Origin of the sequence: Streptomyces yunnanensis (genome assembly GCF_029011865.1) — a bacterium.
Classification (GTDB): Bacteria; Actinomycetota; Actinomycetes; order Streptomycetales; family Streptomycetaceae; genus Streptomyces; species Streptomyces yunnanensis.
Window position 1 is genome coordinate 2,307,377 of record NZ_CP095749.1, and the last position, 20,622, is coordinate 2,327,998.

A 20,622-nucleotide genomic window follows, 5' to 3' on the forward strand; every position below is an offset into this window, starting at 1 on the left:
ATGGCATCCCCGTGCCTGCTGATGTGCGGCGTCGCCACACTTCCCGCGCGCTGCACAAGCTGCACAGGCGGTACGGCATGACCGCGCCCCGCATCGCCCCACTCGACCCTGAGCATCTCGCCCCCAAGGTCCGGGAACTGCTCGACGCGCTGCCCGACACAGCGCTGCGCACCGCCAACATCACCACCACCCTCGCCCGCCATCCGGAACTCCTCGCCGCCTCGTTCCCGTTGTCCACGATGCTGCTGTACGCGGGCACACTGCCGGATCGGGACCGGGAGCTGGTGATCCTGCGTACCGCGCACCTGGCCGGGTCGGCGTATATCCATGCCCAGCACGTCCGAATCGGCCACCTCACCGGCCTCACCCCCGCCGAGATCGCGCGGACGGCGGCGGGCCCGGGCGCCGATGACTGGAGTGCGCACGAGGCGGCACTGCTCACCGCCGCCGACGAACTCCACCACCATGCCTGCATTTCCGAGGCCACCTGGCAGCGGCTTGCCCAGCACTACGGCGAACAGCAGTTGATCGAGGTGTCCGTGCTGGCCGGCCATTACCGCATGTGGGCGGCCGCCCTCAACAGCTTCGGCGTAACTCCGGACCCCGCACCGCCCACAGCCGAACGGGAGGTGAGTGATGCCACAGGATGACGACCGGGTGCTCCGGGCACTGCGCGTCGCCCTGCGCGAGAACGCTCGCCTCAAGCAGGAGAAGCAGCAGCTGGTGGAGAGCTGGCGCGAACCGGTGGCGATCGTGTCGATGGGCTGTCGCTTCCCCGGCGGAGTCACCACCCCGGAAGAACTGTGGCAACTGCTGGCCGAGGGCCGCGACGTCATCGGGCCGCTGCCCGACGACCGGGGCTGGGATCTCGCCGCCTGGCACCGACTGACAGCCCGGGACTCCGCGAGCCCGCCATCGCTCGCAGGTGGTGGCCTGAGGGACGTTGCGGGTTTCGACGCCGCGTTCTTCGAGGTCTCCCCACGCGAGGCCCAGGCCATGGATCCGCAGCAGCGCCTGCTACTGGAGGTGACCTGGGAGACGCTGGAGCGCGCCGGCATCGACCCCACGCGGCTGCGATCCACCAACACCGGAGTCTTCATCGGCCTCATGCCGACCACCTACGGCGGACCGGTACAGCTGCCGGACGACGGCCTGCCCGGCGAAGGCTACCGACAGGGCGGCACGACCCCCAGCATCACCTCCGGTCGCATCGCCTACGCCCTCGGGCTGGAAGGCCCCGCCGTCAGCGTCGACACCGCCTGCTCCTCCTCCCTCACCGCCATCCATCTTGCCTGCCAGGCCCTGCGCACCGGCGACTGCGATGTCGCCCTCGCTGGCGGCGCCACCATCAACTCCACGCCGGAGATGCTGGTCGGGCTCGCCTCGCTCGGCGTCCTCGCCCACGACGGCCGCTGCAAGGCATTCGCCGCCAGCGCCGACGGCATGGGGCTCTCCGAGGGCATCGGCCTGGTACTGCTGGAACGGCTCGCCGACGCCCGGCGCAACGCACATCCTGTGCTCGCCGTGATCCGCGGCTCCGCCCTCAACCAGGACGGCGCCTCCAACGGACTCACCGCGCCCAACGGCCCCGCCCAGCAGCGCGTCATCCGAGCCACCCTGCGCAACGCCGGATTGGCGCCGGGCGACATCGACGCGGTGGAGGCCCACGGCACCGGTACCACGCTGGGAGATCCCATCGAGGCCCAGGCATTGATCGCCGCCTACGGTGGAGAACGCGAAGGTCCGCTGTACCTGGGGTCCATCAAATCCAACCTCGGCCACACCGTCGCGGCGGCGGGAGTCGCCGGGTTGCTGAAGATGGTGCTCGCGCTCCGCTATGATCAGTTGCCCCGGACCCTGCACGCCGGCGAGCCAAGTCCACACATCGACTGGGACAGCGGCGTGCTCCACCTGCTGCGCGACCCCGTCCCCTGGCCGTTCGCCCCGGGCCGCGTCCGGCGCGCTGCTGTGTCGTCGTTCGGCCTCTCCGGCACCAACGCCCATCTCATCCTGGAGCAACCGCCCCCGGAGCCGGAACCGGCCCGCGCGGTGCCGCCCGGCCCCCCACTGTGGCTCCTGTCCGCACGCAGCCCCGCCGCGCTCCGCGACCAGGCTGCCCGGCTCGCAGCGCATCTGGCCACCCGCCCCGAGGCCGAACCCTTCGCGGTGGCCCGGGCGCTGGCCACCGCCCGTACCCACTTCCCACACCGTGCGACCATCGTCGGACATCCCGGGGAGTTGCGGCCGGCCCTCGACGCGCTGGCGCAGGGGCACCCGCATCCACGAACCAGCCGCGGCATCGCGCCGCGCGGCATCCCTGGCAAGGTGGTGTTCCTTTTCCCCGGGCACGGCGCGCAGTGGCCGGGGATGGGGTGTGAGCTGTATGAGGCACAGCCGGTGTTCCGGCAGCATCTGGACGCCTGCGCCGAAGCCCTGACCCCGTATACAGGCTGGCGGTTGCTGGATGTGCTGCGCGGGCGGCCGGGTGCGCGGCCGCTGGACCAGGTGGACGTGGTGCAGCCTGCTCTGTGGGCGGTCATGGTCGCCCTTGCGCGTCTATGGGAGTCATACGGGATCGTGCCCGATGCTGTGGTGGGCCACTCCCTGGGAGAGATCACCGCCGCCCACGTCGCCGGGGTACTCACGCTGGAAGACGCGGCTCTTGTGGTGGCTCGCCGCGGTCAGGTGCTTCGCCCGCTCGCCGGCTCCGGAGCCCTCGCCGTCCTGGAACTGTCCGAGGAACAGGCGTGTGAGCTGCTCGCCCGCCACTTCAACGAGGCCGGGGTGGCAGCTGTCAACGGACCACGCTCCACGGTCGTCTACGGTGCCCCGAACACCGTGGCGAAGCTGGTACGCCACTGCAAGGAGGCCGGTATCCGGGCACGGCGGGTTCCGATCGACTACGCCGCCCACTCCCCGCACATCGAGACCGTCCGGCGGCAATTCGAGGAGTCCCTTACCGACATCCGCCCCCGGACCGCGTCAGTCCTGTTCCACCCTTCCACTGACGGTCACCCCCATCCTCTACCAGGCTCGGTCCTGGACGCCCGCTACTGGGGAGACAACCTCCGCAACCCGGTCCGATTCCAGGGCGCCGTGGAAGCGCTGCTGTCCGACGGGCACACCACTTACCTGGAAGTCTCCCCGCACCCCACTCTTGTTCCCACGGTCGAGGACATCGTCGAGCAGTGGGCGTCCGGCCATTCCGCCGACGCCGAGGCGGTCACTGTCACCGGCACACTGCGTCGCGGCCCCATGAACGCCGGTCTGCCCGCTGCCCTGGCCCGGCTGCACCTGCGCGGCCACACCATCGACTGGCCGCGGATTTTTGCCGACGACGGTACCCTGCCGGTTCCTCTCCCCACTTACGCCTTCCAGCACCGGCGATTCTGGCTCAGCCCGGCCGAATACAGCGGCACGCCGGCAATGCCCGAGCCCCGCATCGAGCGTGTGACTCCCTCTCCCACCCGCGAGGAGCCCGAACTCGCCCTTCAGCTCGCACAGTTGCCCGCCAAGGAACACCCCGCACTACTCCTGACAACAGTACGTACCCACATCGCCGCAGTCCTCGGGCACAGCAGCCCAGACGACATCCCACCCCACACACACCTGGCCGAGCTGGGCTTCGACTCGGTGAGCGCCACGCAACTACGACAGCGACTCAGCGAAATCAGCGGGCTCGGACTGCCCGCCACCACAGTGCTCGACCACCCCACAGCCCACATGATCGCCACATACCTGGGCGAGCGGGTCACCTCAGGGCAAGGCAGCGTGCAGGCAGCGCCGACTGCGCCGACCGCTTCGAGCAGCCGCGCCCGCGAGGAGAACACCGGGACTGCCGATGCGCCCACCAGTCTGCTCACCCTGCTCGTCCGCAAAGCCCTGGAACGCGCCGAACCGGCCGCTGTCGACCTGCTTACTCGGGCCGGACGGCTCCTACCGGTCTCTGCCACACCTCAGCCCGAAGGCACCACCCCACTGGTGCAGTTGGCACACGGTCCCACCCGCCCGGCCTTCGTCTGCGTGCCTTCCCTTTTCGCGGGCGCGAACCCCTTCCACTACGCCCGGCTCGCCACAGCCTTCCGCGGCTCCCGCGACGTACATCTGCTGCCCGCCCCCGGCCACCGATCCGGCACCCAGCTCCCGAAGACCGTCTCCGCCTTCGCCCGCACCCAGGCACGCGTACTGGGCAAGCAAGCCGAGCAGGCCGTGCTCCTCGGCCACTCCTCAGGCGGCTGGGCCGCACACGCCATCGCCACCGAACTGTGCAGAGCGAAGACTCCACCCGCAGCACTCGTGCTGCTCGACACCCCTTCCCCACAACGCGTCAGCTCCCGTCACGCAGCCGCAGTACTGCAACACCTCCTGGACCAGCCAGACACCGCGACACTCGACGACTACGAGCTCACGGTCAGCGGGGCCCACCTCGGCCTCTTCGCCGACTGGAGCCCCGAGCCGCTGCCCATCCCCACCCTGCTGATCAGGGCCACGCGCCCGCTCCCCGGCACGAGGGCGCCGTTCCCCTCATGGGAGTTCGCCACGACCGTATGGGAGGCCGACGCCGACCATTTCTCACTCCTGCATGATCGCGCGCCCGCCATCGCCATCATGATCGACGACTGGCTGGCAAATCTCAGGCCCAGCCGTAGATCGTGACCTTCACATCTGAGATGCGGTTTGTCACCGGTAATGGCCGGCATGGGCTCGGGTTTGTTGGTGGCCAAGCCGCAGGGAATTCACCCGCCCATCTCGACCAGCCGGTCGACTCCTCATGCAAGTGCCTGCCCACCGCACGGATTAGGCCGTTGGAGTGAGTTCCCGAGGGGGGACTTGAACCATACGCACATGTCACTAATGCGGGGAGAGCTGCAGCCGCCGTAGCCCAGCACGACCGATACGCGATTATCGCGCCGCCGCAGAAAACCCCACTCTCCATAAGCTACTACTCTGCAGGCGCCCGATGCATCACTCGTATGAGTGAACGCTTATATTCAGTTTGAATTGCATCAGGTGCCAGAGACCAAAGATCACTGGGCCTGGTCCACGCTTGGGATTTCGGACTGCCTGCTGCAGGGATTTGGTTGTCGGTGCAATGCAGAAGCTACTCCGTTGTGCAGCCTGGTTCGGCCTCGAACGCCAAGAGGGCCAGCCCGCTGACTTGGATGACGGCGTTCCATTCGTCCTGGTTCAGGTCCGGGAATTTGTCAAGTACGCAGTCAGGTAAAGGACAGCCATCGGCGCTCAGCAATACTTGTGCGACGGAGAAGCCCGAGGGGCTGAGGCACATCCGCATCACTGGCTGCGGCTGTTCTATGGGCAGTACTGCGACGTGCTGAGCGGCCTCCTGGTTGTCGGGAGTCTCCGATGCGAAGTCCAGAAGCGTGGTTCGTAGCTGTGCTGTGAGTTCGTCCCGCGGCACCTCCGGGCGTTCCGCGATCGCGATCAGCGACTGGCAGAAGCGCTCTCTGGCCAAAGCTCGGGCCGGCCTCGGAAGGCGCTGCGGATGCCGTGTGGCGTCATCGGGAACAGACTCGGGCTCCGACTCAAGCATGGTGAGATGGGCCGTGAGTTGACTGGCTGAATGTGCCTCCTACGCACGGGAATCAGGCTTGGCGATACTGAGCGCTGTCACCCGACGGTCGCAGCGAACACTGGCGAGTGGGGGAGCTGAGCTATGCCCGCAGGCTCGAACGCTGCGCAGATCGATGTGAACCTGGTGCGGCGAGACGTAGAGGCCCATCAGGTGCCGTTGCCCGGCCGCAAGGCCCGCGAGCAGCCCGGGACGGCATGCGCTCTCTTCGCTCCCTGCGAGCCTCTGTAATCGCCTCCGCGCGCCCGGCTCGGAAGGATCAACGGCTTCGCAGCGGGCCGTGAGCGATCAGGGGCAGGCGGGAGTTCCACTTGCACGGCCGGTTGATTGACCTTGGGGGTGGGATGAACCAATACGTCTTCGAGAACACGGCGGTTCAGGCTCCGGACCGGTTCACAGCGCTGGAGGAATGCTACGACCCGGTGTCGCGGGCGCAGTTGCTGCGGACCGGGGTGGGGCCGGGGTGGCGGTGCTTGGAGGTCGGCGGCGGCTCGGGCTCGCTCGGTGCCTGGCTCGCGACCGTGGTCGGCAGCACGGGACGAGTCGTCGTGACGGACGTGGAGCCGGGCCATCTGCATGGTCTGCGGTACCGCGGTGACGTGCAGGTCCGGCGGCACGACATCACGCGCGATTCGCTGCCGGAGGGGGAGTTCGATCTGGTGCACGCCCGCCTGGTGCTGCTGCACCTGCCGCAGCGCGAGGAGGTGCTTTCGCGCCTGGTGAAGGCGCTGCGGCCGGGCGGATATCTGTTGTTGGAGGACTTCGACTGCGGGTACGTGCCGGTACTGGCCGCCCCCGGAGAGGACGGGGCCGCGCTCTTCGAGCGGGTCCACGAGGCGCTGATGGACCAACTGCGCGCGGCCGGCGCCGACCCGTTGTGGGGGCGCAGACTGTTCACGGCGCTGACAGCCTGCGGTCTGGAGGGGGTGAACGCCACGACGTACGCCGAGGCGTGGCGGGGCGGTGAGACCGGCGTACGGCTTCACCAGGTCAACACCGAGCAGCTGCGCACCGCGCTGCACGCCCGTCACGTCACGGAGGAGGATCTCCAGGCGTTCTGGGCGCTGTTGCGGGATCCGAGGTTCGCCGTCGCCTCGTATCCGCTGGTCTCCGCCCGGGGGCGCCGCCCTCTCGACCGTCCGGAGGTGACGTCATGAGCGCTCCCGTCTCCGCGCACTACTGCGAGACCGCGCTGGACATCGCGGAGGGGCCACTGGCGCTCGCCTGCCGCCTGGCCAGATCCGGGGCGTTCAGCGACTACATGGTCTACGAGAATCAAGGCATCTGGTCGTTCGCTGCGGGGCGGCTGGCCGAGCTCCGGCTGAGCCCTGCAGGCATGGAGCTGACCTGCGGGCCGCTGGTGCGTCACCTGCCGCTCGCGGAGGGCCTGCCGGGGGTCGGTTCGCTGCTGGCCGGTCTGCCGCTGCGGGGATGGCGGGCGTACGGCTGGGCGAGGTTCGAGCTGGCCGACGTACTCTCGGGCGCAACGCTGCCGGAGGACTCGGGCGATCTGCTGTTCCTCATGGTTCCCGCCTCGGAAGTGCGGATCACGGACTGCCGGGTCCTGCTCCGGGCGTCCGACGAGGAACGACTGAAGCACCTGGCAGGGCTTGTCCGCTCGGACCCTGGCCCGCCCGCGCTCACGGAGGCCCGCCTCACCCTCAACGCCGAGGACCATGGGAACTACCGGGCCGCCGTGGCCACCGCGGTAGCCGCCATCGAGGCAGGGCACCTTGAGAAAGTGGTCCTCTCGCGGGAGGTGACCGTCCCTTACACCGTCGACCTGGCCGCCAGCTACTACGCGGGCCGCCACCACAACACGCCGGCCCGGTCCTTCCTCCTGGACCTCGGCGGACTGCGGGCCGCCGGATTCAGCCCGGAAACCATCCTGGAGGCCACCGGAGACGGCCAGGTCACCACCACTCCCCTGGCCGGTACCCGTGCGCGGACCGGCTCGCCGCACACCGACGCCCGACTCCGCGCAGACCTGCTCAGCGACCCCAAGGAGATCCACGAGCACGCCATCTCCGTCAGACTCGCCTGCGACGAACTCGCCTCGGTCTGCGGCACCGTGCACGTCCGGGACTTCATGACCGTCCAGGAGCGGGGCAGCGTCCAGCACCTCGCCTCCGCGGTCAGCGGACGGCTGCGCAGTGGACACGGCCCATGGCACGCACTCGCCGCGGTCTTCCCCGCCGTCACCGCCACAGGCATTCCGAAGCAGACCGCACGCAATCTGATCCGCGAGGTCGAACTCACTCCCCGCGGCCTGTATGCGGGCGCCGTGCTCACCTGCGATGACGACGGCGCCCTCGACGCCGCCCTGGTCCTGCGAACGATCTACCAGGACACTGACCGAACCTGGCTGCGCGCCGGCGCAGGAGTCGTACGCCATTCCCGCCCGGAACGCGAACACGAAGAAACCTGCGAGAAGCTCAACAGCGTGACCCGTCATCTCGTGCCCGGTGAATGAACCCAGCCCGTCACGGCAGCCGCGGCGCTGCGCGGTGGAGACGGTATCCGCAGGGCAGGCCACCGTCTCCGGTACCGAGGACAGCGATCTTCATGGTGAAACCTTCCTTGTGAGGGGAGAAGAGGGGGTGGTTGCGGTTGTCCAGGGGCTGTCGAGCCCCTGCGGGTTGGGGCGGCGATGTGTGTTCGGCGTCGTCCACGGCAGCTGCGCCTACCCTGGGACGGTGCGGGTGAGGCCGCCACGACGAGCGTCAGGTGTACGTGCCCAGGTCGCATGCCTTGCTGAAAGGGCCGGTCGTGAGTGTGGTGGTCCTCCCGCGTGCCTGATGCACTGGGGAGGTCACGGCTGGTCCTGGTGGAGCCTTTGCAGCCGGTCGCGGGTGGTGCGGGGCAGGTGGGCCACGACGCGGTCCCAGGAGTGTTCGATCATGTCGGCGAGCTCGTCGGCGGGCACGGTGCCGTCCAGGACCACGGTGTTCCAGTGCGGCAGGCGCGCGTAGTAGCTGGGGCCGACCGCCGGGTACTGCTCGCGCAGGTGCAGGGCGAGATCGGGGTCGCACTTGAGGGTCACCTGGTCGGGGCGCGAGGCGTTGGCTTCCGTCAGGACGGCGAAGATCTTGCCGCCGACCTTGAAGAGGGTCATCCCGGGGCCTGGCTCGTTCTCTGCCACCTCCGGCAGTTCCATAGCGAACTCCGCGACATCCGCTGGAGTCATGGCGGTGTCTCCCTTCACCTTGCGAGCCGCCCCGGGCCCCGGAGCCCGGGACCTGGGGCATGGTGCGGTGGTCAGCGGTAGTCGTCGGGGTCGGGGGCCGTGCCGGTGGTCATGAAGTCCTCGAAGTACCGTGCGGGGTCCGGGGAGGAGCCGTCGGCGTCCGTGAAGCCGTACTCCTTGGCCAGGGCGCCGGCGGACAGCGAACGGCCGTTGAGACGGGCCACGTCCGGGTCGGTGGCGAGCGCCGCCACCGCCCGTGCGACGTAGGCGGGGGTCTCGGAGACCGCGAAGGTCGGGTCCACCTTGCAGCCCTCGCGCCAGTTCTCCTCACGCACCCCGAACATCTCCAGCACCGCCTCGGTGCGCATGAAACCGGGGGTCAGACTCACAGACGTGCAGCCGTACTCGCCGGCCTCCGCCGCCAGCGCCTTCGCCATCCTGATCGGCGCGTACTTGGCCAGGTCGTAGTAGAACGGCTCACGGTAACGGCGGTTGAACTCCTCCGTACCGTCGGTCATCTCCACCACCAGGCCACCAGGCTGTCGGATCATCAGCGGCAGGGCGTAGCGGCTGGTGACGAAGTGGGTCTCGACGCCGAGCCGCAGCATCCGCAGCCCCTTGTCCATGTCGCACTCCCACATCTTCTGGCCGTGCTCGACCAGGCCGTCGCCGCCCCAGACGGCGTTGACGAGCACGTCCAGTCGCCCCTGCTCGTTGTCGATGCGCTCGATCAGCGCCCGCACCTGCTCCGGCTGGAGGTGGTCGACGACGACCGCGATGCCCTCGCCGCCGGCCGCCGTGACCAGTTCGGCGGTCTGCTCGATGGTCTCTGCCGGGCGGCCTGTCTCGCTCACGCTGCCGTGGGTGGTGCGGCCGGTCACGTAGACGGTGGCGCCGACCCGGCCGAGCTCGACCGCCATGGCCCGGCCCGCACCCCGGGTCGCCCCCGCGATCAGCGCCACCTTCCCGGCCAGCGCCTTCCCTTTCCCCTTCCCCTCGCCCATGCCCGTGCTCCCGCCTGTGATCTTGGTGGTGTCCCGAGAAGTCATAGCGGAAGCATCACCTCCGTATAGGACAGGATGCGTCCTATACGGACCATTCGGGGACTCTGCGGATATAGGACATGAATCGACCTATATCCGTGTCAACCTCTCGGTACGACGCCTCAAGGCAACAGAAAGGCCAGCAGTCATGACCAGCAACACCGTTCACGCGGACGCCCGCGAGCTCGCTCACCAGTGGGTGAATGCCTACAACGACCAGGACTTCGACCGGTTCGGGGCGCTGTACACCGACGACGTCGCCTACACCGTCAGGGCCTACCAGCTTGCCTTCCACGGCCGGGATGCCTTCGTGGGCCACATCCAGGAGTACGCGGCCGCCGTCCCCGACCGCAAGCTGACCCTCAAGCGGATCATCGCCGACGGGGACGCCATCGCCCTCGAAACCGACTTCGCGGGAACCAGCTCCGGGGCCGTGCCGGCCCTGCCCCCGGCCGGCCAGCGGGTCACCGCCAGCTTCTGCACGGTCCTGCAGCTGCGCGAGGGCAAGATCGCCGCGCAGGACGACTACGTCGGCGGGCAGTGACCTCCCCGCACCGAAAACACCACCACCCCAACACCGAAAGAAGCCCGACGCAGGCCATCGCGACCGATCCGGACGCCGCCCGCCCCGAGCGCGGGCCGTCCCGGCCGGCACCGATGGCCTGCACATCTGACCGCGAGGTGCCGCCATGCCGATGACCGTTGACGAACGTGAGCAGTTCCTGGCCGAGCCGCACCTCGGCGTCCTGTCGGTGGCCCCGGGCGATCCGGGTCGAGCACTGGTGAGCGTCCCCATCTGGTATGCCCACGAGCCGGGCGGCGAGGTGTGGATCACCACCGACCGCGCCTCCAGGAAATACGGACTGATCCGGGCGGCAGGCCGCCGGTGGATCGGTGGCGAGGGTCATGGGGCGTCGGGACGGGCCAGTCCTGTCTGGTAGGCGATGACCACGAGTTGGGCTCGGTCTCGGGCGCCGAGCTTGGTCATCGCGCGGTTCGCGTGGGTCTTGGCGGTGAGCGGGGTGACGAAGAGCCGCTCGGCGATCTCGTCGTTGGACAGCCCGGCTGCGACCAGGGTGACCACCTCCTGCTCCCGTGGGGTGAGTGCGGCCAGTTGCGGTGCCGCGGCCCGGTCGGGTGGTGCGGGTTGGGTCAGGAAGCGGGCGATCAGGGCTTTGGTCGCGGTGGGCGAGAGCAGGGAGTCGCCGGCGGCGACCACGCGGATCGCATCGAGGAGTTCGTCAGGGTTGATGCCCTTGCCGAGGAAGCCGCTGGCTCCGGCGCGTAGTGCCTCCGCGACGTACTCGTCGTTCTCGAAGGTGGTCAGCACCAGGACCTTCACCCCCGCAAGATTCTCGTCATCCCTGATCAGCCTGGTTGCTGCGAGGCCGTCGAGGTCGGGCATCCGGATGTCCATCAGCACGAGGTCGGCGCGGTGGCTGCGGGCCAGTTCGACGGCCTCGCGGCCCGTTGCGGCCTCCGCGACGACCTCCATGTCGGGGGCGGAATCGAGCAGCATCCGGAAGGTGCCGCGCAGGAGTGCCTGGTCGTCGGCGAGCAGGACACGGATCGTCATGGTCAGCCCTTTCGGCCGGCGCGCAGCGGCAGTTCGGCGCCGACACGGAAGCCCCCGCCGGGGCGCGGTCCGGTGGTGAGGGTGCCTCCGGCGGCCTTGGCCCGTTCGCGCATCCCGATCATTCCGTGCCCGGTGCCGGTGCTGGTGTCGCGGGCTCCGTCCATGTCGATGCCTGTGATGGTAGGGCCGCTACCGCGGTCGTCTGCCGCGATGCCACAGCCATCGTCCTCGACGGTGATCTGCAGGACGTCGGTGCGGAAGTCCAGGCGGATCCGCGCGGACGCCGGGCCTGCGTGCTTGCGCGTGTTGGTCAGGGCCTCCTGGATGATCCGGTAGGCCGCCAGGTCGGTGATCGGCGACAGCGCGCCCGGATGCCCGGTGTGCTCCAGGGTGACGTCAAGGCCGGAGTGGCGGAAGGAATCCAGCAAACCTTGGAGGCCGTCCAGTCCCGGTGTGGGTTCGCGGGGCGCGACGGGGTCTTCGCCGTACCGGAGCAGTCCTACGGTGGCACGCAGTTCGTCCAGCGCCGACCGGCTGGTGTCCCGGATCCGTTCGAGCGCCTGGTAGGCGTGGTCGGGGTCGGTGCGCATGAGGTGGTGGGCGACACCTGCCTGGGCGTTGACCAGGGTGATGTGGTGGGCCACCACATCGTGCAACTCCCGAGCGATCCGGAGGCGCTCCGCGGTGACCCGGCGGCGGGCTTCGCCCTCCTTGGTGCGCTCGGCCCGTTCGGCTCGCTCCATGGCGGCGGCGAGTACTTCGCGGCGGCTGCGGACGGCGTCGCCGACGGCCACCGGCGTGAGTGTCCAGGCGATCAGGGCAAGGACCTGCGGGATGTTCTCCAGGCCCGGGCGGAAGATCAGCGACGCGGTGATGAGCGCGACGGCTGAGCATGCGCCAACCTGCCAGGCTCTGCGCCGGTCGCTGCCGATCGCCGCCGTATAGAGCGCGACGGCCGTGGCGGCGGGCGTCGGCCTGGGGAGCGGGAGCAGGACGAACTGAGCCAGGTGCACGGTCACGGTCATGGCCACCACAGGGAGCGGCCAGCGGCTCCGGGCGATCAGCGGCACACAGGAGACCGCGAGGGCAGTGACGGACCAGGAGATCGTGGTGTGGTCGTGGAAGGCGATGGCGGCGGCCACCGGGGCGGCCAGAGTGAAGCAGCTGACTGCGACAGTCAGGTCGCGCGCGAGCGGCGAGGCTGCCCGCAGCCACCGCCTGAACCGGTCGATCATTTCCACGCTCCCACGGTACGCAGCCCGGGCCGGACCGGCGATGACGGCGGTCCGGCCAGGCGGTTCTCGCGGGCTCATGGCCGGAGCCGGAGGATGCCCGTCTGCCGGGACTTCCGACTCGGCAGCAGGAGCCGAAGACTCAGGCGATGACGGCAGTTGCCGCGGCGATGCCCCGCCTGCTGCGGGGCAGGCTGATACCGCGCGACAGGTCATGGGTGCCTCCTTACTTGAGGGAAAGGCGCGGGCTTTGGTGCGGCTTGCCGGTGTCCGTTGCCCGTCGGCAATGCCTGTCTGGGAAGTGCTGCGGGGCAGGGGCGGTGTTCCGGGCAGGGGGCGTCAGGCGGCGACGTCCTCGCTGATGTGGCTGCGGTACTCGCGCAGGGCGCGTGCGCTGTTCCAGCCGAGCGCGCCCACCACGCGGTCGCCGTCCGCCTTGTAGAGCGCGACGAACGTGCGTGCCTGTGGATCTCCGTCGACGACTTCCACAGTCGCGTCGGAGGGGCACCAGCCGTAGGTTTGGATCTTGGTGTCGTACTGGTCGGTCCAGCCGAACGGGACGGGTGCGTAGGGCACTGCCTCCGCCGGGCCGGACAGGAGGTTCTTGGCGGCGGCGATGGCCTGCTGGGTGGCGTTGGCGCGTTGTTCGAGGCGGACTCGGCGGCCGGCCCCGGGATGCGGCCAGTTGGCGACGTCTCCTGCCGCGTACACCCGGGGTGCGGCCCGGCAGGTGACGTCGCAGAGCACCCCGTTTGCCAGTGGGATCCCGGAGTCGGCCAGCCATGCGGTTGCCGGCACCGATCCGATCGCGACCACGACGACGTCGGCGGGCAGCCGGGTGCCGTCGTCGAGCACCACCGCGGTGACCCGCCCGTCCTCGCCGGTTATGCCGGTGACATGGCGGCCCATGCACAGGCGGACACCGTGGTCGCGGTGCATGTCACCCGCCAACCCGCCTACCCCGGGGCCGACTTGCCTGGCCAGCGGGGTGGGCTCGACATCGACGAGGGCGACGTCCAGGCCGAGAGAGCGTGTGGTGGCGGCGATCTCGCTGCCGAGAAATCCGGCGCCGATCACCACGACGCGGGGCCCGGCCAGCAACTGGGCGCGCAGTGTCAGGGCCTCGTCCAGAGTGCGCAGCACGTGCACGCCGGCCAGGTCGTGGCCGAAGGGCAGGCGACGGGGGCGCAGTCCGGTGGTGATGATCAGGCCGTCGTATCCCAGTCGTTCCCCGTCCGCCAGGGTGACGGTGCGCCCCGCCGTGTCCAGGCCGGTCGCCCGGCAGCCCAGTCTCAAGTCCATGCGCAGCCGTTGGAGGTCGGTGTCCTGGCGCAGGGTGGACCTGTGCGGTTCCCAGTCACCGGCCAGCACCTGTTTGGACAGCGGTGGACGGTCGTAGGGAGTCCGCAGTTCCTCGCCGACCATGGTCAGCTTCCCGGTGAAGCCCTCGCGTCGCAGGGCGTCGGCCGCGGTGAGACCCGCGGCCGACGCGCCGACCAGGACGATGTGGTCCATGGTGGGCACTACTCCACCACCTCGATCGCCAGGGCGGGGCAGCGGGCGGCGGCGTCCTTGACCTGGGGCAGCGACGCGTTGGGCGGGGCGGCGTCGAGGAGTATGACGATGCCGTCCTCGTCCCGCTGGTCGAAGACGTCGGCGGCGGCCAGTACGCACTGGCCCGCGCCGACGCACTTGTCCTCATCGATGAGGATCTTCATGGTGGTTCTCCGTGTGGTGTGTGGTGTTTGGTGTGTGGTGCGACGATGCGCTGGTGTGTGCCGGCCTCACCAGGTCACGGGCAGCTCGTGGACGCCGTAGACGAGCATGTTGTCGCGCATGGGCACCTGCTCCACCGGAAGCGCCAGTCGCAACGTCGGGAACCGTTCCAGGAGCGCGGACAGTGCGGCCTTCATCTCCACCCGGGCCAGCTGCTGGCCGAGGCACTGGTGGATGCCGTGGCCGAACGCCAGGTGCGGGCTGTACGGCCGGCCCACATCCAACTGCTCCGGGGCGTCGGTGAAGCGTGCCGTGTCCCGGTTTCCGGATGCCAAGGAAGCGACCACCAGGCTGCCTGCCTTGATCTGGTGGCCGTGCAGTTCCACGTCCTCCAGCGCCGTGCGGCGCACGCCGAACTGAACGACCGTCAGGTAGCGCAGCAGCTCCTCGACCGCTCGGTCCATCAGGGACGGGTCGGCACGCAGCGCTTCCAGCTGTTCGGGGTTGCGCAGCAGGCACATCGTGCTCAGCGCGATCATGTTCGCGGTCGTCTCGTGCCCGGCGATCAGCAGCAACACCCCGACGCCGGCAAGTTCTTCGTCGGTCAGCTCTCCGGAGCGGACCAGGTCACTGAGGATGTCGTCGGTGGGGTTCGCCCGCTTGGCGACCACCAGTTGGTGGAGGTACCCGCGCATCGCCTTCTGAGCCTGCTGGAGTTCCTCGGCGCTCGCATCGAGTCGGACGATCGTGGCCGAGTTGCGCTGGAACTCCTCACGATCGGCGTAGGGCACCCCGAGCAGCTCGCAGATCACCAGTGAGGGAACCGGCAGCGCGAAGGCTTGGACGAGATCGACCGGGCCCTCGGCCTTGGCCATCGCGTCCAACTGCTCGTCGACGACCCGCTCCACCGCAGGCGCCAGCTGCCGCATCCGGCGCACGGTGAACTGCCCGGTGAGCAGCCGCCGGAAGCGGGTGTGCTCCGGTGCGTCCATCATGATGAACATCCCCGGAGGAGGCGGTGGCACCGGTGCGCCCTGTGCCGCGGGGTCGCCGGCTCGCATGATGCGGCGCTTCGAGCTGAACCGCGGGTCGGCGAGGACCGTGCGCACGTCTTCGTACCTGGTGACCAACCAGCCGGTCGACCCGTCCGGGAAGGTCATCGGTGTGATCGGGTCCTGCTCACGCAGCGTCCGGTACTCCTCCGGCGGATCGAAGGGGCAACTCCGCACTGTGGGCTGCGTCCTGGTGGGCTGGGAGTTCGTCACGGAAGTCACGGAAGAGTCCTTTCCAGAGGGAGAGATATCTCGGTGTTCGTGCGGTCGTTGGTGCCGCAGTCGTGGCTGCCGAGGGCGCGTCGGTAGACGCGCCAGCCGAGCAGTGCGCTGAGCGCGACGACGGGGAGTCCGCAGGCGTCGGCCGTGCCGAGGGCGACGGCCTGGCCGGACAGGTACAGCGGCAGCTGGATCGCCAGCATCGCCAGACTCGCGGCCAGGATGACCAGGTTGCCCTTGATGAACGCCCGGCGCCGCACCGTGCACCGGCGCCAGCCGGTCCGCTCCTTCGTGATCAGCCCCACCACCAGGCCCATCGGCGGCCAGCCGAGCAGCAGCAGCACGGCGTTCGCCAAGGCGATGACGCTGTGCATCACCAGGTTCGGCAGGAAGAAGTCGGTGGCCTGCCCGGTCTTCGCGGCCAGAGCACCCTGGACGCACACGAGGCCGAGGACCGCGAGCGCGCGCCACACCGACTCCCTGCGCACCACCCGGTACACGCAGACCCCGGCCGCTGCCGCCAAGGCGAGTACCAGCGCGACGGTGAGCTGGTGAGTGAGGGCGTAGCTCACCGTGAATCCGAAGACGGGCGCGACTTCGACCACGGCCGCACGCAGCCGATCTCGGGCGGCCGCCCGGGCGGCGTCCGCACCGTCGCCCACATGATGTGCTTCAGGGTCCACGGCTGCTCCAGGTTCCTCGACGGACAGTGCGCATTTCACCGCTTGCGGCACCTCCTACCGTGCCGTCTCGCCCCGAGGCCGTCGTCGCCCGTCCGCAGACTCTTGGCCTGCCGCAAACGCAGTACGAGGCCGGCAGCGCCTGCTACGAGCGCAGACATCGACCGCGCGGCACCCGGGCCCGGCGGATCCGCCGCTACATGGGGCGGCGCCTGCGCTGTTGCGCTGTCGCTCGCCGCCGCGCCAAAAAATGTCGGCGATCGGCCAGGGCGGACCTTTGTCGCCCACGCACGGCGGGCCCAGCACAAGACAGCGGCGAAGTGCTTCCTGCCCGGACAGACCCGAGACCAGCCAGGTGACGCACCGAGCCGCCGGTGAGTCGCGTTGCGGATCACCGGCAGGTTCGCAGGATGGCTGTGAGGAGTACCGGACGCTTCGCGTACTTCCGGCGTCGAACCATGCTGCGCCGCCCACCGGCATCAGGCCCCATGCGAACACCACGGGGGCGGACCGCCAGCCAGCTGGTGCCCAGGTGCCCACAACAAGGAGGAAATCGTGCCCACTCTGACCACGCGTGACGGTGTCGAGATCTACTACAAGGACTGGGGCAGCGGACGCCCGGTCGTCTTCCTTCATGGCTGGCCGCTGAACGCGGACGCCTGGGAGGACCAGATGAAGCTGGTGGCCGACCACGGCTTCCGCGGAATCGCGCACGACCGCCGGGGCCACGGCCGGTCCGCTCAGCCCTGGGGCGGCTACGACTTCGACACCTTCGCCGACGACCTGAACGACCTGATCACCGCGCTCGACCTACGAGACATCACCCTGGTCGCCCACTCCATGGGCGGCGGTGAGCTCGCCCGCTACATCGGACGCCACGGCACCACCCGGATCAACAAGGCCGTCCTGCTCTCGGCGATCCCACCCCTGATGATCAAAACGGAGGGCAACCCCCAGGGAGTTCCGGCCGAGGTGTTCGAAACCATCAGGACCGGCATCCTCAAGGAACGCTCCCAGTTCTGGAAGGACTTCGCACCGGCGTTCTTCGGCGCCAACCGCCCGGACAACCAGGTCACACAGGGCAACATGGACGCGTACTGGCTCATGGCCATGCACCAAAGCATCAAGGCCGGCGTGGACTGCGTGACCGCCTTCGCCGAGACGGACTTCACCGAGGACCTCAAGAAATTCGACGTCCCGACCCTCATCGTCCACGGCGACGACGACCAGATCGTGCCGATCGACACCACCAGCCGCAAGGCCGCACGACTCATCCCGAACGCCGTCCTCAAGGTCTACGAGGGCGCCTCCCACGGCATCTCCGTCGTCCCCGGCGAGAAGGAGAAGTTCAACCAGGACCTCCTGGACTTCCTCCAGAACCGAGTTGGGTAAGCCCCAACTAACTAATAGAGCTTGGTCACGATCAGCTGTACAGCGGCACAGCTGCACTCCCCGAAACCCGCCACCGCTCGATTCGGCAGACTCCTCCATGGCGGAGGCAGTTCGTCGCACCAACTACACCCGGCAACAAGGGCGGATGCGACTCGCACCCCTCAACGTACCGACACGAACCCCCACGTCGCACGCTGATAAGCGTGCAGGTCAGGGCCCTGCCTCGCGAGAAAGCAAGTCCCGAGCGCACACGATCTTCACATGCACCCGACACGAACCCCCATGCCTGAATTCGGAAGAAACCCCAGGTCAGTGCACCGCTCTGCCAAGAGCCCGCGCACCCCATTTCGACCACCCATCTGGTCTCCACACGCAAAATGCCTGGTCAGCGCGCTGACCAGGCATTTTGCGTGTGTGTCCGAGGGGGGACTTGAACCCCCACGCCCGATAAAGGGCACTAGCACCTCAAGCTAGCGCGTCTGCCATTCCGCCACCCGGACTCAGGTGGTCTTCGCGGGGCGTTCCCCGCGGCGACATGGACAACAATACCAAGGTTTCGGAGTGCCCTTCACCTGCGTATCCACACCGGACATAAGGCGCGTTTATGGGTGATGAGGGACGGGCGGACGAGGCGGTTGGGTCGCGAGAGTGCGCCCGCGGCGGACCCGCACCCGGAGGCGACACAAGCAGGGGCAGGGCGGGCGACGCGAAGGCGGAGCGGAGGCTGGCCGGCCGGCGGGCGGATGGCGTGATCGTTGCCGTTCCTCGCACTTCCCCGCGCTTCCCCTGGACAACGGTCGGGGGATGCGGGATAACGGGTTCATGCAGCTTTGTCGACTGACGACTGTATACAGTCTTCCGAGTTCTGTATGCATGAGCGACGATCGGCGCAGATGCAGATGCAGATAGATGGAGGAGTAGGAGAGACGGGAGGTGTGGGAGGCGCGGGAGGAGCAGGACAAACCGCACGAGTCGTATCAGCCTCACGCGCCACACAAATCACAGCAGTTCACGCGCCACACAAGTCACAGCAGTTCACGCGTCACATGCGCCGCATGCACCTCACACACCGCAGCAGTTGCACGGAGTGCGCATGCAGGTGATCAGCGCGACGGAGAGTTGAGTCGAAGGGAAGCGATGTACATGGCGGAGGACGGTCAGGACGCGGGTCTCGCTCGGGGTAGGCGGGAGGGCGGGGGTGCCCGGGGGGTCGGGAGCGGCGGACCCGGTCTCGTTTCCGGTGGGCACTTGGTTGCCAAGGCGCTCAAGGCGGAGGGGGTGGAGGTGATCTACACCCTTTGCGGGGGCACATCATCGACATCTACGACGGGTGCGTCGACGAGGGGATCGACGTGGTCGACGTGCGGCACGAGCAGGTCGCCGCGCATGCTGCGGACGGGTATGCGCGGATCACCGGGCGGCCCGGGTGTGCGGTGGTCACCGCAGGGCCCGGTACGACGGACGCGGTGACCGGCGTCGCCAACGCCTTCCGGGCCGAGTCACCGATGCTGTTGATCGGTGGCCAAGGGGCGCGCACCCAGCACAAGATGGGGTCGCTCCAGGACCTGCCGCACGTCGAGATGATGACGCCGATCACCAAGTTCGCGGCCACCGTGCCGGACACCGCGCGGGCCGCGGACATGGTCTCGATGGCGTTCCGGGAGTGCTTCCACGGTGCGCCCGGCCCGTCGTTCCTGGAGATCCCGCGCGATGTGCTGGACGCCGAGGTGCCGGCCGACGCGGCCCGGGTCCCGCGGGCCGGGCACTACCGCGCCTCGACCCGCTCGGCCGGCGACCCCGACGACGTCCAGCGGCTGGCCGATCTGCTGGTCCGCGCGGAGAAGCCGGCGATCCTGCTGGGGAGCCAGGTGTGGACGACGCGCGGGAACGAGGCCGCGGTGGAGCTCGTCCGGGCGCTGAACGTCCCGGCGTATATGAACGGGGCCGGGCGCGGGACGCTGCCGCCCGGCGATCCGCACCACTTCCAGCTGTCGCGGCGGTACGCGTTCGCCAACGCCGATGTGATCGTGATCGTGGGGACGCCGTTCGACTTCCGGATGGGGTACGGCAGGCGGCTGTCGCCGGACGCGACGGTGGTCCAGATCGACCTGGACTACCGGACGGTGGGGAAGAACCGGGACGTCGATCTGGGGATCGTGGGTGACGCGGGGCTGGTGCTGAAGGCGGTCGCCGAGGCCGCGTCCGGGCGGATCAACGGGGGTGCCGGCAAGCGCAAGGAGTGGCTGGACGAGCTACGGGCGGCCGAGCAGGCGGCGGTCGAGAAGCGGTTGCCGCAGTTGCGGTCGGATGCCTGTCCGATCCATCCGTACCGGTTGGTGAGCGAGATCAACGAGTTCCTGACCGAGGATTCGATCTACGTCGGGGACGGCGGGGACGTGGTCACCTTCTCCGGTCAGGTCGTCCAGCCCAAGGCGCCCGGGCACTGGATGGATCCCGGGCCGCTCGGCACGCTCGGCGTCGGGATCCCCTTCGTGCTCGCGGCCAAGCAGGCCAGGCCGGAGAAGGAAGTGGTCGCGCTCTTCGGTGACGGCGCGTTCAGCCTGACCGGGTGGGACTTCGAGACGCTGGTCCGCTACGACCTGCCGTTCGTCGGCGTCGTCGGCAACAACTCCTCGATGAACCAGATCCGTTACGGGCAGCGGGCCAAGTACGGCGCCGAGCGGGAGCGGGTCGGGAACACCCTCGGCGATGTGCCCTACGACAAGTTCGCGCAGTTGCTCGGGGGGTACGGCGAGGAGGTCCGGGACCCGGCGGACATCGGGCCGGCGCTGCGGCGGGCGCGGGAGTCGGGGAAGCCCTCGCTGATCAACGTGTGGATCGATCCGGACGCCTACGCCCCCGGAACGATGAACCAGACCATGTACAAGTAGGAGGGAGTCGGCCGTGTCCAAGGCACTCGACGGCATTCGCGTCC

Annotated in this window: 16 protein-coding genes, 1 tRNA gene and 1 pseudogene; 8 read left to right on the forward strand and 10 right to left on the reverse strand. The window is 69.0% G+C overall.

Annotated features, from left to right (window positions below; translation table 11 throughout):
• Positions 1-77 precede the first annotated feature (77 nt).
• Positions 78-650: a carboxymuconolactone decarboxylase family protein gene (locus MOV08_RS10125; RefSeq protein ID WP_275307144.1), complete on the forward strand. Its 573-nt coding sequence runs from the start codon at positions 78-80 to the stop codon at positions 648-650.
• Entirely contained in the window at positions 637-4,656 is a 4,020-nt protein-coding gene (locus tag MOV08_RS10130) for a type I polyketide synthase (protein ID WP_275307145.1), read from the forward strand. Before MOV08_RS10125 ends, MOV08_RS10130 begins: the two co-directional genes overlap by 14 nt.
• A 445-nt stretch (positions 4,657-5,101) precedes the next feature.
• On the opposite strand, the gene MOV08_RS10135 is transcribed toward MOV08_RS10130, so the two are convergent.
• Positions 5,102-5,551, reverse strand: a complete 450-nt coding sequence (locus MOV08_RS10135) for a hypothetical protein (RefSeq protein ID WP_275307146.1) — start codon at positions 5,549-5,551, stop codon at positions 5,102-5,104.
• 383 nt (positions 5,552-5,934) lie between these two features.
• Here MOV08_RS10135 and MOV08_RS10140 point away from each other — a divergent pair, with 383 nt between their 5' ends.
• Both MOV08_RS10140 and MOV08_RS10145 read left to right on the forward strand, forming a co-directional pair.
• Entirely contained in the window at positions 5,935-6,747 is an 813-nt protein-coding gene (locus MOV08_RS10140; protein ID WP_275307147.1) for a class I SAM-dependent methyltransferase, read from the forward strand.
• Complete coding sequence (locus MOV08_RS10145; protein WP_275307148.1) at positions 6,744-8,063, forward strand: salicylate synthase; 1,320 nt, start codon at positions 6,744-6,746, stop codon at positions 8,061-8,063. Before MOV08_RS10140 ends, MOV08_RS10145 begins: the two co-directional genes overlap by 4 nt.
• A 339-nt stretch (positions 8,064-8,402) precedes the next feature.
• On the opposite strand, the gene MOV08_RS10150 is transcribed toward MOV08_RS10145, so the two are convergent.
• Both MOV08_RS10150 and MOV08_RS10155 read right to left on the reverse strand, forming a co-directional pair.
• Positions 8,403-8,777, reverse strand: coding sequence for an MmcQ/YjbR family DNA-binding protein (locus MOV08_RS10150; RefSeq protein ID WP_275307150.1), 375 nt, complete (start codon positions 8,775-8,777; stop codon positions 8,403-8,405).
• Between the two features lie 71 nt (positions 8,778-8,848).
• The gene (locus MOV08_RS10155) at positions 8,849-9,781 is read right to left on the reverse strand and encodes an SDR family oxidoreductase (protein ID WP_275311747.1); all 933 of its coding nucleotides are present in this window, start codon (positions 9,779-9,781) and stop codon (positions 8,849-8,851) included.
• Positions 9,782-9,968: 187 nt separating this feature from the next.
• Here MOV08_RS10155 and MOV08_RS10160 point away from each other — a divergent pair, with 187 nt between their 5' ends.
• Both MOV08_RS10160 and MOV08_RS10165 read left to right on the forward strand, forming a co-directional pair.
• Positions 9,969-10,364, forward strand: coding sequence for a nuclear transport factor 2 family protein (locus tag MOV08_RS10160; RefSeq protein WP_039629548.1), 396 nt, complete (start codon positions 9,969-9,971; stop codon positions 10,362-10,364).
• A 145-nt stretch (positions 10,365-10,509) separates the two neighbouring features.
• Positions 10,510-10,761 carry a hypothetical protein gene (locus tag MOV08_RS10165; RefSeq protein ID WP_420834146.1) on the forward strand — a complete coding sequence of 84 codons (252 nt, stop codon included), beginning with the start codon at positions 10,510-10,512 and terminating at the stop codon, positions 10,759-10,761.
• Here MOV08_RS10165 and MOV08_RS10170 read toward each other — a convergent pair.
• From MOV08_RS10170 to MOV08_RS10195, 6 genes are all read right to left on the reverse strand, one after another.
• On the reverse strand, positions 10,725-11,396 hold the full coding sequence (locus MOV08_RS10170; protein WP_275307152.1) for a response regulator transcription factor: 672 nt from the start codon (positions 11,394-11,396) through the stop codon (positions 10,725-10,727). The genes MOV08_RS10165 and MOV08_RS10170 overlap by 37 nt on opposite strands.
• Before the next feature lie 2 nt (positions 11,397-11,398).
• Complete coding sequence (locus tag MOV08_RS10175; RefSeq protein ID WP_039629554.1) at positions 11,399-12,631, reverse strand: sensor histidine kinase; 1,233 nt, start codon at positions 12,629-12,631, stop codon at positions 11,399-11,401.
• Positions 12,632-12,967: 336 nt separating this feature from the next.
• Entirely contained in the window at positions 12,968-14,143 is a 1,176-nt protein-coding gene (locus tag MOV08_RS10180; protein WP_039640105.1) for an NAD(P)/FAD-dependent oxidoreductase, read from the reverse strand.
• 8 nt (positions 14,144-14,151) lie between these two features.
• Positions 14,152-14,346: a ferredoxin gene (locus tag MOV08_RS10185; protein WP_039629555.1), complete on the reverse strand. Its 195-nt coding sequence runs from the start codon at positions 14,344-14,346 to the stop codon at positions 14,152-14,154.
• Between the two features lie 66 nt (positions 14,347-14,412).
• The gene (locus MOV08_RS10190) at positions 14,413-15,609 is read right to left on the reverse strand and encodes a cytochrome P450 (RefSeq protein WP_275311748.1); all 1,197 of its coding nucleotides are present in this window, start codon (positions 15,607-15,609) and stop codon (positions 14,413-14,415) included.
• Positions 15,610-15,614: 5 nt separating this feature from the next.
• Positions 15,615-16,298, reverse strand: coding sequence for a DUF3159 domain-containing protein (locus MOV08_RS10195; protein WP_239009925.1), 684 nt, complete (start codon positions 16,296-16,298; stop codon positions 15,615-15,617).
• A 552-nt stretch (positions 16,299-16,850) separates the two neighbouring features.
• Here MOV08_RS10195 and MOV08_RS10200 point away from each other — a divergent pair.
• Positions 16,851-17,687 carry an alpha/beta fold hydrolase gene (locus MOV08_RS10200; protein ID WP_275307154.1) on the forward strand — a complete coding sequence of 279 codons (837 nt, stop codon included), beginning with the start codon at positions 16,851-16,853 and terminating at the stop codon, positions 17,685-17,687.
• A 415-nt stretch (positions 17,688-18,102) separates the two neighbouring features.
• Here the strand turns inward: MOV08_RS10200 and MOV08_RS10205 are convergent.
• Positions 18,103-18,187 (reverse strand) — tRNA-Leu (locus MOV08_RS10205).
• A 748-nt stretch (positions 18,188-18,935) separates the two neighbouring features.
• On the opposite strand from MOV08_RS10205, the pseudogene MOV08_RS10210 reads away from it, so the two are divergent.
• A pseudogene (locus MOV08_RS10210) lies at positions 18,936-20,578 on the forward strand (thiamine pyrophosphate-binding protein).
• Positions 20,579-20,622: the final 44 nt, after the last annotated feature.

Bases quoted from the DNA above. Each gene is read 5' to 3' on its own strand.
- MOV08_RS10125 (WP_275307144.1), top strand. From the start codon at position 78: ATGACCGCGCCCCGCATCGCCCCACTCGACCCTGAGCATCTCGCCCCC.
- MOV08_RS10155 (WP_275311747.1), bottom strand. From the start codon at position 9,781: ATGGGCGAGGGGAAGGGGAAAGGGAAGGCGCTGGCCGGGAAGGTGGCG.
- MOV08_RS10140 (WP_275307147.1), top strand. From the start codon at position 5,935: ATGAACCAATACGTCTTCGAGAACACGGCGGTTCAGGCTCCGGACCGG.
- MOV08_RS10160 (WP_039629548.1), top strand. From the start codon at position 9,969: ATGACCAGCAACACCGTTCACGCGGACGCCCGCGAGCTCGCTCACCAG.
- MOV08_RS10175 (WP_039629554.1), bottom strand. From the start codon at position 12,631: ATGATCGACCGGTTCAGGCGGTGGCTGCGGGCAGCCTCGCCGCTCGCG.
- MOV08_RS10180 (WP_039640105.1), bottom strand. From the start codon at position 14,143: ATGGACCACATCGTCCTGGTCGGCGCGTCGGCCGCGGGTCTCACCGCG.
- MOV08_RS10135 (WP_275307146.1), bottom strand. From the start codon at position 5,551: ATGCTTGAGTCGGAGCCCGAGTCTGTTCCCGATGACGCCACACGGCAT.
- MOV08_RS10165 (WP_420834146.1), top strand. From the start codon at position 10,510: ATGCCGATGACCGTTGACGAACGTGAGCAGTTCCTGGCCGAGCCGCAC.
- MOV08_RS10130 (WP_275307145.1), top strand. From the start codon at position 637: ATGCCACAGGATGACGACCGGGTGCTCCGGGCACTGCGCGTCGCCCTG.
- MOV08_RS10185 (WP_039629555.1), bottom strand. From the start codon at position 14,346: ATGAAGATCCTCATCGATGAGGACAAGTGCGTCGGCGCGGGCCAGTGC.
- MOV08_RS10150 (WP_275307150.1), bottom strand. From the start codon at position 8,777: ATGACTCCAGCGGATGTCGCGGAGTTCGCTATGGAACTGCCGGAGGTG.
- MOV08_RS10170 (WP_275307152.1), bottom strand. From the start codon at position 11,396: ATGACGATCCGTGTCCTGCTCGCCGACGACCAGGCACTCCTGCGCGGC.
- MOV08_RS10145 (WP_275307148.1), top strand. From the start codon at position 6,744: ATGAGCGCTCCCGTCTCCGCGCACTACTGCGAGACCGCGCTGGACATC.